Consider the following 11,938-nt stretch of genomic DNA (forward strand, 5'->3'; position numbering starts at 1 on the left):
GACCGTGAGCCGAACACTCCAGTACTTTTCGATATCCGCGTTCCCGACTTGCGGCGGGCGCAGAGAGTAGACAATCATGCAGAAGCTCGACCTGGTCGACGCCGCGTCGCTCAAGAGCGACATCCCCGATTTCCGCGCAGGCGACACCGTCAAGGTGCACGTGAACATCGTCGAGGGCAACCGCTCGCGTGTTCAGGTGTTCCAGGGCGTCGTGATCTCCCGCCACGGTGAGGGCGTTCGCGAGACGTTCACCGTGCGCAAGATCAGCTTCCAGGTGGGCGTGGAGCGCAAGTTCCCGGTGCACTCGCCCGCGATCGAGAAGATCGAGGTCGTCAGCCGTGGCGACGTGCGTCGTGCGAAGCTCTACTACCTGCGCGGCCTCACCGGCAAGAAGGCGAAGATCAAGGAGAAGCGCGACCGCTAAGTCGCACTTCTCACGGGCCGTTATCAACGCGCCCGCGACGCTCTCAGGCTCCCCCCTGGAATAGGGTGGGAGCCTGAAGTGTCTCACCGATCGGTGAGGCCCGGAGCGTCGGATTCGCACGACCGCTCCCATCGACAGGGGAACCCCACATGAGTGAAGCCGAGGCCACGACCTCACAGCAACGGACGCGTCGAGGCGGAATCCTCGGGTTCCTGCGAGATCTGCTGGTCATCCTCGTGGTGGCGTTCCTGGTCTCGTTTCTGTTGAAGACGTTTCTCGTGCGCAGTTTCTTCATCCCTTCGGAGTCGATGGAGAACACGCTGCAGATCGATGACCGCATCCTCGTGAACCAGTTGGTGCCCGATCTCATCGATGTGCAGCGCGGCGACATCGTGGTGTTCAAGGATCCGGGGGGGTGGTTGTACCCCCGCGGGAGTGAGCCGCCCCGCGGGTTCGAGCGGGTGCTCCAGTCGATCGGTCTCGCGGCTGACACGAGCAATGAGTACGTGGTCAAGCGCGTCATCGGCGTCGGCGGTGATCGTGTCGAGTGCTGCGACGCTCAGGGGCGTGTGATGGTGAACGGTGTGCCCATCGACGAGCCGTACATCGTGCAGCCTGCGGGCGAGGAGCGAGCGTCGGCGATCGATTTCGACGTCACGGTGCCCGAGGGCTCTTTGTGGGTGATGGGTGACAACCGGTATCAGAGCAAGGACTCGCGCTACAACCAGGATCAGCCGGGCAAGGGGTTCGTGCCGGAGGAAGAGGTCGTGGGGCGTGCGTTCGTGTTGAACTGGCCGCTCAACCGGTTCACCTGGTTGGGGACTCCAGAAGGAACGTTCACCGGCGTGGACGCCGCGAAGGAGAACTGAGCCGTGCCCGTCGAGGCAGCACCTACGACGAAGGATCCGACGCTCGACGTCGAACGCGCGTTCTTCGCGGCGGGTGCGCAGATCGTCATCGGCATCGACGAGGTGGGCCGTGGAGCGATCGCCGGGCCGGTCGCCGTCGGCGTGCACGCCGTGGTGGCGGGCACCCACTCGTTTCCGGACGGGCTTCGCGATTCGAAGCTCCTGAGCGAGAAACGACGCGACGCGATCGCGCCGCTCGTGCATGCGTGGGGAGCCGGTGCCGTCGGCTTCGCGAGCGCCGAGGAGATCGATACGCAGGGCATCACGACGATGCTCGGCCATGCCGCGCGTCGCGCGCTGCTCCAGCTGCGTGCGACGGGAGTGCCGGTCGAACGCTCAGTGATCCTGCTCGACGGCGCGCACGACTGGCTCTCCGCAGTGCTGCGCGCTCCGCTCGACATCCGCACGCGGGTGGGGGCGGATCGCGAGTGCGCCAGCGTGGCCGCCGCTTCGGTGCGGGCGAAGGTCTCGCGCGACGCCCTGATGCGTGAGGCCGATGCAGCGCACCCCGAGTACGCATGGGCGTCGAACAAGGGATACGGCGCGAAGGCCCACTTCGCCGGCATCGCGACGAACGGCCTCACCGAACTGCACCGGCATACGTGGATCAAACTCTCCGCGATCGGCTCGGGTAGTCTGGACGGGTGAGTTCGCAGCAGCCAGACGCGTCCGCCCCGATCGGGGTGTTCGACTCGGGAGTCGGCGGTTTGACGGTGGCGCGAGCGATTCACGATCAGCTCCCCGGCGAGTCGATGATCTACGTCGGCGACACCGCCCGCACGCCGTATGGTCCGCGGCCGATCGCGGACGTTCGCCGATTCGCTCTCGAGATCCTCGACGGGCTCGTCGAGCAGGGCGTGAAGATGCTCGTGATCGCCTGCAACACGGCATCTGCGGCGGTGCTGCGCGACGCCCGTGAGCGCTACGACGTGCCTGTCGTCGAAGTCATCGGCCCGACGGTGCGCAGCGCGGCCTCGATCACGAGGAACCGCCGCGTCGGTCTGATCGGCACGCAGGGGACGATCCAATCGCGCGCCTACGACGACCTGTTCGCAATGCGGCCCGAGATCGCGCTGAGCTCTGCGGCGTGCCCGCGGTTCGTGGATCTCGTCGAGGCGGGCGAGACCAGCGGTCCCGCCGTGCACGAGGTCGCGCAGCAGTATCTCGCTCCGCTCGTCGCGCAGGGCATCGACACCCTGGTGCTCGGATGCACGCACTACCCGTTCCTGCGCGGCGCGATTCGGCAGGTGGTCGGGCCGGACGTCGCGCTGGTGTCGAGTGACATCGAGACCGCGAATGCCGTGTTCCAGGTACTCACCGAGTTGCAGTTGCTGCGTCCGCCCGGCTCTGGGGAACCCGAGCTGCGATACGAGGCGACCGGTGAGGATACGGCGGCGTTCGTCGAATTGGCCCGCCGCATGCTCGGGATCGGCATCGATGCCGTCGATCGCCTGGAGACCGGCGCGATCCGCCTGCCCAACTGACTCGCGTTCGCTGTGCGTTCGCCGACCTGATCCGCCGCAACCTCTGGAGACCTGAATGACTGAGACCCTCCGCGCCGACGGGCGCACGCCGCAGCAGACCCGACCCGTCACGATCGAACGGGGTTGGAGCGCCCAGGCCGAAGGCAGCGCGCTCATCTCGTTCGGCAGCACGAAGGTGCTGTGCACCGCTTCGTTCACGCCGGGGGTGCCCCGCTGGCTCACCGGCAAGGGCACCGGTTGGGTGACCGCCGAGTACTCGATGCTGCCCCGCTCCACGAACGAGCGCATGCAGCGCGAGTCGATCAAGGGCAAGGTCGGCGGGCGCACCCACGAGATCTCGCGTCTCATCGGTCGCAGCCTCCGCGCCGTCATCGATACGAAAGCGCTGGGGGAGAACACCATCGTCATCGACTGCGACGTGCTGCAGGCCGACGGCGGAACGCGCACCGCCTCGATCACCGGCGCGTACGTCGCGCTCGTCGACGCGCTGGAGTGGGCTCGTGAGCGAGGGTTCATCGCGAAGAAGGCGAAGCCGCTCACGGACAGCGTCGCTGCGATCTCGGTCGGCATCGTGGGCGGCGTGCCGCTGAGCGACCTCGCCTACGTCGAGGATTCGCGCGCCGAGACCGACATGAACGTCGTCGTGACCGGTTCCGGCGACTTCGTCGAGGTGCAGGGCACCGCCGAGGGTGCTCCGTTCAACCGTGCCGAACTCGACGCGCTGCTCGACCTCGCGCTCGTGAGCACGACCGAGCTGGCCGAGCTGCAGCGAGCAGCCCTGGCGGAGGCGCGCCGACCATGACCACCGTGGTACTCGCCTCGCACAATGCGCACAAGCTCGAAGAACTCCGCCGCATTCTCGGCCCGCTGATCCCCGGCGTCGAACTCGTCGGATACGACGGGCCAGAGCCGGTGGAGAACGGCCTGAGCTTCGAGCAGAACGCGTTCATCAAAGCTCGCGCAGCTGCGGCCCGCACCGGGCTTCCAGCGATCGCCGACGACTCCGGCATCGCCGTCGATGTGCTCGGCGGCAGCCCCGGCATCTTCTCGGCGCGGTGGGGCGGGCCGGCGCGCGACGACCGCGCGAACGTCGAGCTCCTGCTCTGGCAGCTGACCGATGTCGCAGACGACCACCGCGATGCCGGATTCGTCTGCGCAGCGGCGCTCGCGCTGCCGGGCGACTCTCGCGACGGCGACATCTGCGAACTGGGCGTGTGGCCCGGCAGGGTGCTGCGTCAGCCGACCGGGGAGCACGGATTCGGGTACGACCCGATCTTCCAGCCGGATGGGGAGTCCCGATCTGCGGCTGAGCTGACCGGTGCCGAGAAGGACGCGCAGTCCCATCGCACGCGCGCCTTCACCGCCCTCGCGCCGGCGATCCGCGCGCTCGCGGAGTAATCCCGCATACCTTCGACGTCGGCTTGTGCGGCCCCACGGCCCGAGCCCGAGTGCACCGCGGCCGCTGCTGCTCCGCAGTGGTGGTCGCGACGCGGCACCCAACACACGAGTGACATCACTTCGACATCAGAGATGGAGACCACGCGATGAGCAACGCTTCAGCGAGTGGATTGGTGCGCCCGGACGTGACCGAGGCCGACGCCAGAACGATTGCACGCGAATGCTACGGGTTGGAGGTGACCGCTACCGAGCTCGGAAGCAATCAGGATCGCAATTTCGCGTTGACGGCCGCCGACGGCTCCCGCAGCGTGCTGCGGATCGACAACCCCGTCTTCGCGGACGACGCGCGGGATGCGCAACACGCCGCACTGGAGTCCTACCGCGCCGCAGGCGTGACAGCGGCCGCGGTGCTGCCCGGCCTCGACGGCGAGCTCACGCAGCACTGGCGCGGATTCGCCGTGCGCCGGAGCGAATTCGCGGCAGGGGAGCCCATGGTCGATCTCGGCTACTTCGCTTCTCCGGTGCTCGAGGCGTTCGGGGCGCTGTCGGCCGCATCGGCCAACGCGCTGGCAGGCCTCGAACACCCCGGCCTCGATCGCGACCACATGTGGGACATGCGTGTCGCTTTCGACGAGATCGGGCGCCTCGCCGGCTCGATCAGCGATGAAGAACTGCGGGATCGCGTCGTTCTCGCCGCCACCTCAGCCGACGAAGCGCTGGAGCCGCTCGTCGACGCGCTGCCGATTCAGGCGATCCACGGCGACCTGACCGATGACAATGTGATGGGTGAACGCGCTGCCGACACTCGCGTCTACCCGTCGACTGTGCTGGATCTCGGCGACCTCTCCTACGGGTGGCGCGTCGCCGAGCTCGCGGTGACGGCGAGCTCTCTGCTGCATCACGAAGCGGATCGACCCCTTCGGGTGCTCGAGACGGTCACCGCGTTCCACCGCGCGGCGCCGCTCGCCGTCGCAGAGGCTCGAGCGGTATGGCCGTTGATCGTGCTCCGTGCCGCTCTGCTCGTCGCGAGCGGTTGGCGGCAGCTCGAGATCGACGGCGACAACGCGTACGCACGCGAGCGCGTCGACGGGGAACGCGCGATCTTCGACGCGGCCACATCGGTACCGCTCGCCGAAGCGACGGAGTCCGTGCTCGCCTCGCTCGGATTCGCGGGAGTCGCCGCGGGTAGCGGTCTGCAGCTGGTCGCTGCGCCGGCCCGCGTCTCGACACCGCCGCTGCGCTCGCTACTGCCAGAGCTCGGCGGTGATGCGGCGGTACTCGATCCTGGCGTCGAATCTGATGATCTCGCATCGGGCGCCTGGCTCGACGCAGATGCTGAAGCGCGGCTCGTACGCGCAGCGTTCGAATCGGGTCATGGCAGCGCCGTCTTCCCGTACGGCGTGTACCGTCTCACCCGGACCCGGGTCGATGCGCAGCGAGCAAGCGAGACCTGGCCCATCGCGACGGAGATCCACCTGGCGCCCGGCGACTCCCTGGGGGTCTCGGCGCCGACCTCCGGGTCCGTCGCGGTTGCGACGAGTCAAGGCGTGCTGCTCGAACTCGCCGGCGGCTGGCACCTCGCGATCGACGGAGTCGATGCCGTGGTGGAGCCCGGCGCTCCCGTCGCGGCAGGCGCTTCCGTCGCCCGTGTTCAGAGCTCGACCGGAGCGCGAGTGATCTCGGTGACCCTGGTCCGCGCCGACGCGCTGACCGGTGCCGACGCGCCGATTCTGGCGGTCGACGAGCCGGAAGCAGGATGCGCTCCGCTCGTCACTCCCGAGCGGGTTCCGGCGTGGCGCCGTTTCACTCAGGATCCCGCGAGGCTGCTCGGCCTCCCATCGCTCGCCCAGCACGACGCATCCGCGGACGAGCTCGCTCGCCGCTCGGAGATCTTCGCGAGCGCACAGGAGCGGTACTACGAACGCCCGATGCAGATCGAGCGCGGTTGGCGCCATCACCTCGTCGACACGACCGGTCGGTCGTACATCGACATGGTCAACAACGTGACAGGGCTGGGGCACGGGCATCCGGGCGTCGCCGACGCGGTCAATCGGCAGATCCGGCGACTCAACACGAACTCGCGCTTCCTCTACCGGGAGCTCGCGGAGTACAGCGAGCGTCTGCTCGCACTCCTGCCCGAAGGCTCGGCTCTCGACACGGTGCTCCTCGTGAACAGCGGCTCGGAAGCAGTCGATCTCGCATTGCGCCTGGCGCAGGCGGCGACCGGGCGAAACACCATCGTGGCGTTGCGAGAGGCCTATCACGGGTGGACCATGGCATCCGATGCGGTGACCACGAGCGCGTACGACAACCCGCACGCGCTCGAGAATCGACCGGACTGGGTGCACGTCGCGGACGTCCCGAACCGCTTTCGAGGAACCTACCGAGGTGCGGGCACCGGTGCGAAGTACGCGGCCGATCTCGGCGCCGACCTGCAGCGACTCGCGGACGAGGGGCGCGACGTGGCCGCCTTCATCTGCGAATCGGTGCTGGGCAACGCGGGCGGGGTGCTGCTGCCCGACGGGTACCTCGCCGACGTCTACGCTCGTGTGCGCGCTGCGGGCGGACTCTGCATCGCCGATGAAGTGCAGGTCGGGTTCGGGCGGATGGGTTCGAGCTTCTGGGGTTTCGAGCAATCCGGCGTGCTGCCCGATATCGTCACGATCGCGAAGCCGATGGGAAACGGATTTCCGATCGGGGGAGTCATCACGTCGAAGCGCATCGCCGATGCGCTCGCGATGCAGGGCCAGTTCTTCTCGTCGGCGGGCGGGAATCCGCTGAGCTGCCGAGTGGGCATCGCGGTACTCGACGCCATGGAGCAGGAGGGCTTGCAGCAGAACGCGCTCCGGGTCGGCGGGCGACTCGCCGCCGGCTTCCGCGCACTCGCGGAACGCCACGAGATCGTCGGGCCGATCCACGGCGAGGGGCTGTATCTCGGCGTGGAACTCGTGCGCGATCGCGAAACGCTGGAGCCCGCCACAGCCGAGGCGGCCGCGATCTGCGAGCGGCTCAGAGAACTCGGCGTGATCGTCCTCACGACCTCCGAGCGTTCGAACGTGCTGAAGGTGAAGCCGCCGCTCTGCCTCACCGAGGAGAGCGCTGACGCCGTGCTCGCAGCCCTCGACCGGGTGCTCACCGAAGGCTGGTAGCGCCGCAACCCCTCGTCGAGCCCCTGCCCGCACGCCGAACCCCCAAGGGAGGCGCGTACAGCGGGCTGGGGCTCGTCGAGCGCGGAGGGGCTCGGCGCGAGCGCGGGGGCTCGGCGATCCTGCTGGCCCCGACGGCGGTTAGAGGCCGAGCACGGCGGAGGCGATCCCGAAGTAGACGAGGAGGCCGGTCGCATCGACGAATGTCGAGATGAACGGGTTCGAGAAGACGGCCGGGTCGACGCGCACCGTCCGGGCGAGCAGCGGCATGCAGCCGCCCACCACCGCGGCGACCGTGCAGACCGCGAGCAGGGTGAGCCCGATCACCATGCCGATCTGAACGGAGTAGAACGCCCAGGCGATTCCGAATCCGAGCGAGCCCAGCAGCAGGCCCAGCAGTGCCCCCGTGCGGAACTCGCGCGCGAGCACGCGGAGAATGTCGCGCGGGCGCACGTCTCCCAGCGCAAGCGCGCGTGTGACGGTGGTCGCGGCCTGATTGCCCGTGTTGCCTCCGGTTCCGATGAGGAGCGGCACGAAGAGCGCGAGCACGGTGACCTGTTCGATCGTCGCCTCGAAGATCTCGAGCACCTGAACGGTGAGTGTGGCGCCGACGGCCAGGACGAGCAGCCACACCACGCGAGAGCGCACGAGCGTGCGCACCGGCGTGGACAGGTACGGGCGGCGCAGCGGCTCGGAGCCGCCCTGACGCGCCGCGTCCTCGTTCTCGACGTGCTCGATGATCCGGATCGCGTCGTCGATCGTCAGCATGCCGACCAGCCGCTCCTCGCTGTCGACGATCGGCAGCGCCAGCAGGGAGAGATCCGCGCATCGACGTGCGGCGAACTCATCCGACTCGGTCGCGACGGCCGTGTGCGCCGACTGCATCAAGTCGGCGACGAAGTCGTCGGGGTTCGCGGCCAGCAGCTCGCGCAGGCTGATGATGCCGACCACGACCCGCGTGCCGTCGAGCACCGGAATCGTATACACCGTCTCGGCGTCCGAGAGGTGGGCGCGAACACGTTCGAGCGTTTCAGCGACGGTCAGCGAAGCGCGAGTCGATACGTACTCGGGCGTCATGCGCCGGCCCACGCTGCCCTGCGGATACCCGAGCAGCTCGGCGGTCTGCAGGCGATCCTGCTCGGGCAAGCCGCGAAGCATCTGGGTCGCGAGCACCGACGGCACCTCGTCGAGCAGCCAGAGCCGATCGTCGGGGTCGAGCTCGGTGAAGAGCCGACTCACCTCGGTGTTCTGCAACCCGGCGAGCAGATCACCCTGCAATGAGGGCGGCAGCGCCTCGAAGAGCTCCATTGCGCGCTGCTTGGAGAGCAGCCTGAAGAGCACGGCGCGCTGCCGCAGATCGAGTCGCTCGAAGAGCGGCACGAGCTCCGTAGCGGAGAAGGGGGCGAGATCGCGGGTGAGCGCGGGAAGATCGCCTGCAGCGAGATGCTGCAGGATGCCGTCGAACGAGGCTTCGATGATCGGAATCTGCTGAGTGGTCATGACGGGTCTCCTCGCATGGGCGCCGCTGGCGCCGCTCGGCGGGCGCACGGGCGCGCCCTGAAACGTATGGGACGTGCGGAGCCGGGCGTGCGCGGCGGGCGACGAGAACGACCGCTAAAGGGAACGCGTCGGAGCGTGCGCGAGACCCGGCTGATGACTGCAACTGTCACTGGACATCGGGCTCACCTCGCTTCGGTTCGGGATCGGGCTGATCAGGGGAACCCTAACAGTCCGATGCGCGATCCCCAAACGCACCCGCGGCTCGTGGCTCGAGACCGTTCATGTGCCGGATCCGTCGGCGCCACCAGCGGTTCATCGTCGATCGGGAGGATGAACGAGGCCCGCCCCGACGTCTGCGGACGTGCCGTCTCGAACCCCTATCGGAAGGCTTCCGTGCTGATCTCCTCGACCTCACCCGAGTCCTATTCGCGCCTCCGGCTCGCTGCGCTCGGGCTTGCCGGCGCCCTGCTCGCGGTACCGCTCGTCATCGCCTCCATCGGCCCCGCAACGGCGCACTCCCTGGACCAGCCCGAACCCTCTGCTGTCACCACCGGTGCGTCCTACGCGGATGCGCAGGTCGGAGACCTGGTCGACGTGCGCATCGGCGACGTGCACCCGACCCAGCCCTCCGTCGGATACGACGAGGTGTACTACAAGCTCGGTCGCTACTCGGAACTCGGGAAGGACGCAGTCAACAAGCGTTTCGGCGACTGGTGCGAGGCCAACGGGCAATTGGACGCTGTCGCTGCCGAATCCGACGCGACACTGCACGACCCGGCGTCCTTCACCTGCGAGCTGCCGCTCGGCGGCGAGACCGAGCAGAGCATCGCCGAGATGAAGACCGTCGTCATCGGACCCGAGGGCGCCCTGTACCTCACCGACGGGCACCACACGCTGACCTCGTTCGCGGAAACCGCTGATGGCGGCCTCGACCTGCACGTGCGGCTTCGCGTCACGGCGAACCTGAGCGACCAGGCGCCCGCGCAGTTCTGGCAGATGATGATCGCCAATCAGTGGACGTGGCTCGAGCAGGTCGACGGGGCACCGATCACTCCCGCAGACCTGCCCGCCTCGGTCGGTCTCGGCAACTTCGCCGACGACCCCAACCGCAGCCTCCTGTACTTCGCGCGCGACATCGGCTTCGCATCCGGAACGATCCCGTTCCAGGAGTTCTACTGGGGCGAGTGGGTGCGCGATGCGCAGCCCGTCGATCTCTCAGGATGGAACGCGAATGATCGCGACAGTTACCTCGCGACCGTCCGCTCGCTCTCCGAAGCGCAGGTCGCGCTCGACCCGGCGGCACCCATCGCCGGTGGGTTCACGGCAGCAGACCTCGGAGTGCTGCCGGCATGGAACGATGGCAAGGCGGAGGCGAAGGGGGAGTGGAACAAGCTCTCGCAGCCCTACGATGCCGAGAAGCCCGGCAAGCTCGCCTACGCGATGGCATACAAGTCGCAGCTGTCGCCCTCAGGAGAGGAGCCCGGTGGTGAAGAGCCGCCTGTGGATCCCGGAACTGTGCACGGGGCCCTCGCTGTGAGCGGGGATCTGCGCCCGGGCGGCGAGATCACGGTCAGCGGAAGCGGATTCGCGCCGTCGACCACGGGGTACGCGCTCGAAATGCGGTCGGAGCCGGTGCAGCTCGCCGAAGTATCCACGGATGAGACGGGCGCATTCGCCGCGACCGTGACGCTTCCGATGGCAGCCGGCACAGGATCGCACCGTATCGCCCTGCTCTGGAACGGCGTCGAGGTCGGCGCCACCGAGGTGCAGATCGAAGCCGACGCACGGGCTGATGGCGGTGCCGGGGCCGGCGCGGGTGGCAGTGGTGCCGGTGGACCGGGCGAGGCCGGTGGCACCGCAGCCGGCGGCAACTCCGGGGCCGGAGCGACTCCCGTAGCCGCTCCGGCGCCACCCACGGCGGCGAAGCTCGCTGAGACGGGCGGCGCTCCCGTGATTGCCGCGACGACGGCGGCGCTCGCGATGATGCTCGTCGGAGGCGCGGTCACGGTGCTGCACACGCGTCGCCGCCGGGCCGAGTAGCCGCGCAGCTCCCCAAATCTGCGAGCGGGGTCACTGTTCGTGGGTGTCGCATGTCCGACACGCACGAACAGTGACCCCGCTGCTGCGTGCGCGGCCGCGCCACGAAGGAACCTCGTACGTGCGCGAGGGGGGACTTGAACTGATCCGTTCCCCCTCGCACACGAAATCGTGAATCGGCGTTCTGCCGCATGATTCCGCGGTTTCTGCGAGGCCCACCTGTGGATAACTGCACCGCGATTCACAACCTAGCAGCGTCGGTAGCACATGAGTTAGCACATGAAAGCGGGCCGGATCACGAGAAGCGGCCTATCCGATGGCCACGCCAAAGAGTGCCCCAATGGCGTATGTGGCGATCATGGTCGCTGAGCCCATGACCACGTTCCGGAGAATTGCGCGACCGCGCGGCGCGCCACCGAGCGCAGCGCTGATCCAACCGGTGAGGAAGAGGCCGATCACAACTGCGATGGCTGCGATCCAAACTCGGTGTCCGCCGACGGGGAGCAAGATCATGATGAGTGGGATCAGCGCTCCAACGGCGAACGCAATGAACGATGACACGGCGGCTGCCCACGGGCTTGTGAACTCTTCATGGTCGATTCCGAGTTCGACCTCTGCGTGAGCGGCGAGAGCGTCCGTCTCGGTAAGCTGCACCGCGACCTGATGTGCGAGGTCATCTGAGAGGCCCCGCTGTCGATAGAGCTCGGTGAGTTCTTCAAGCTCCTCCTCGGGCATGGTTTCGAGCTCCCACCGTTCTTTTGCGATGAGCGCTTTCTCTGTGTCGCGTTGGGTGCTCACCGAAACATACTCTCCGCCAGCCATTGAGAACGCCCCGGCAACTACGGCGGCGATACCGGCCGTCGCGATTGCCAGTACGTTGTTTGGTGTAGCGGCAGCGACACCGACGACGACACCCGCGGTAGAGACGATGCCGTCGTTTGCGCCGAGCACCCCTGCACGTAGCCAGTTCAAACGTTGGCCCACGTTCTGCAGGTGGGCTTCGCCGGGATGCGGCGTGGTGCTTGAGTCGGATGCCATATT

The 11,938-nt window shown here is 67.9% G+C and carries 10 protein-coding genes; 8 read left to right on the forward strand and 2 right to left on the reverse strand.

The features are described 5' to 3' along the window. Window positions 1-76 precede the first annotated feature (76 nt). The 7 genes from rplS to ABFX18_RS06260 all read left to right on the forward strand — a co-directional run bounded on the left by rplS (window position 77) and on the right by ABFX18_RS06260 (window position 7,363). A complete protein-coding gene (rplS, locus tag ABFX18_RS06230; RefSeq protein ID WP_090148347.1) occupies window positions 77-424 on the forward strand; it encodes a 50S ribosomal protein L19 in 348 nt (115 codons plus the stop codon). A 149-nt stretch (window positions 425-573) separates the two neighbouring features. Beyond that, window positions 574-1,293 carry a signal peptidase I gene (lepB, locus tag ABFX18_RS06235; RefSeq protein ID WP_090148349.1) on the forward strand — a complete coding sequence of 240 codons (720 nt, stop codon included), beginning with the start codon at window positions 574-576 and terminating at the stop codon, window positions 1,291-1,293. Between the two features lie 3 nt (window positions 1,294-1,296). Then, on the forward strand, window positions 1,297-1,980 hold the full coding sequence (locus ABFX18_RS06240; RefSeq protein ID WP_346057758.1) for a ribonuclease HII: 684 nt from the start codon (window positions 1,297-1,299) through the stop codon (window positions 1,978-1,980). Continuing rightward, on the forward strand, window positions 1,977-2,816 hold the full coding sequence (gene murI / locus ABFX18_RS06245) for a glutamate racemase (RefSeq protein WP_200329226.1): 840 nt from the start codon (window positions 1,977-1,979) through the stop codon (window positions 2,814-2,816). Before ABFX18_RS06240 ends, murI begins: the two co-directional genes overlap by 4 nt. A 55-nt stretch (window positions 2,817-2,871) precedes the next feature. Beyond that, window positions 2,872-3,618, forward strand: a complete 747-nt coding sequence (gene rph / locus ABFX18_RS06250) for a ribonuclease PH (protein WP_090148360.1) — start codon at window positions 2,872-2,874, stop codon at window positions 3,616-3,618. Beyond that, entirely contained in the window at window positions 3,615-4,214 is a 600-nt protein-coding gene (locus tag ABFX18_RS06255; RefSeq protein ID WP_090148362.1) for a non-canonical purine NTP pyrophosphatase, read from the forward strand. The genes rph and ABFX18_RS06255 overlap by 4 nt, the downstream gene beginning before the upstream one ends. 146 nt (window positions 4,215-4,360) lie before the next feature. Continuing rightward, entirely contained in the window at window positions 4,361-7,363 is a 3,003-nt protein-coding gene (locus ABFX18_RS06260) for an aminotransferase (protein WP_346057759.1), read from the forward strand. 138 nt (window positions 7,364-7,501) lie between these two features. Here ABFX18_RS06260 and mgtE read toward each other — a convergent pair whose 3' ends face one another. Then, window positions 7,502-8,860, reverse strand: a complete 1,359-nt coding sequence (mgtE, locus tag ABFX18_RS06265) for a magnesium transporter (protein WP_346057760.1) — start codon at window positions 8,858-8,860, stop codon at window positions 7,502-7,504. Between the two features lie 330 nt (window positions 8,861-9,190). Here mgtE and ABFX18_RS06270 point away from each other — a divergent pair, with 330 nt between their 5' ends. Beyond that, on the forward strand, window positions 9,191-10,900 hold the full coding sequence (locus ABFX18_RS06270; protein WP_346057761.1) for a ParB/Srx family N-terminal domain-containing protein: 1,710 nt from the start codon (window positions 9,191-9,193) through the stop codon (window positions 10,898-10,900). Between the two features lie 306 nt (window positions 10,901-11,206). Here ABFX18_RS06270 and ABFX18_RS06275 read toward each other — a convergent pair whose 3' ends face one another. Next, window positions 11,207-11,935, reverse strand: coding sequence for a VIT1/CCC1 transporter family protein (locus ABFX18_RS06275; RefSeq protein ID WP_054682433.1), 729 nt, complete (start codon window positions 11,933-11,935; stop codon window positions 11,207-11,209). Window positions 11,936-11,938: the final 3 nt, after the last annotated feature.

Origin of the sequence: Leucobacter alluvii, assembly GCF_039530485.1 — a bacterium.
Taxonomy (GTDB): domain Bacteria; phylum Actinomycetota; class Actinomycetes; order Actinomycetales; family Microbacteriaceae; genus Leucobacter; species Leucobacter alluvii.

Coding starts and splice junctions, on each gene's coding strand:
- rplS (WP_090148347.1), top strand. CDS start 77: ATGCAGAAGCTCGACCTGGTCGACGCCGCGTCGCTCAAGAGCGACATC.
- lepB (WP_090148349.1), top strand. CDS start 574: ATGAGTGAAGCCGAGGCCACGACCTCACAGCAACGGACGCGTCGAGGC.
- rph (WP_090148360.1), top strand. CDS start 2,872: ATGACTGAGACCCTCCGCGCCGACGGGCGCACGCCGCAGCAGACCCGA.
- ABFX18_RS06255 (WP_090148362.1), top strand. CDS start 3,615: ATGACCACCGTGGTACTCGCCTCGCACAATGCGCACAAGCTCGAAGAA.
- ABFX18_RS06260 (WP_346057759.1), top strand. CDS start 4,361: ATGAGCAACGCTTCAGCGAGTGGATTGGTGCGCCCGGACGTGACCGAG.
- mgtE (WP_346057760.1), bottom strand. CDS start 8,860: ATGACCACTCAGCAGATTCCGATCATCGAAGCCTCGTTCGACGGCATC.
- ABFX18_RS06270 (WP_346057761.1), top strand. CDS start 9,191: ATGAACGAGGCCCGCCCCGACGTCTGCGGACGTGCCGTCTCGAACCCC.
- ABFX18_RS06275 (WP_054682433.1), bottom strand. CDS start 11,935: ATGGCATCCGACTCAAGCACCACGCCGCATCCCGGCGAAGCCCACCTG.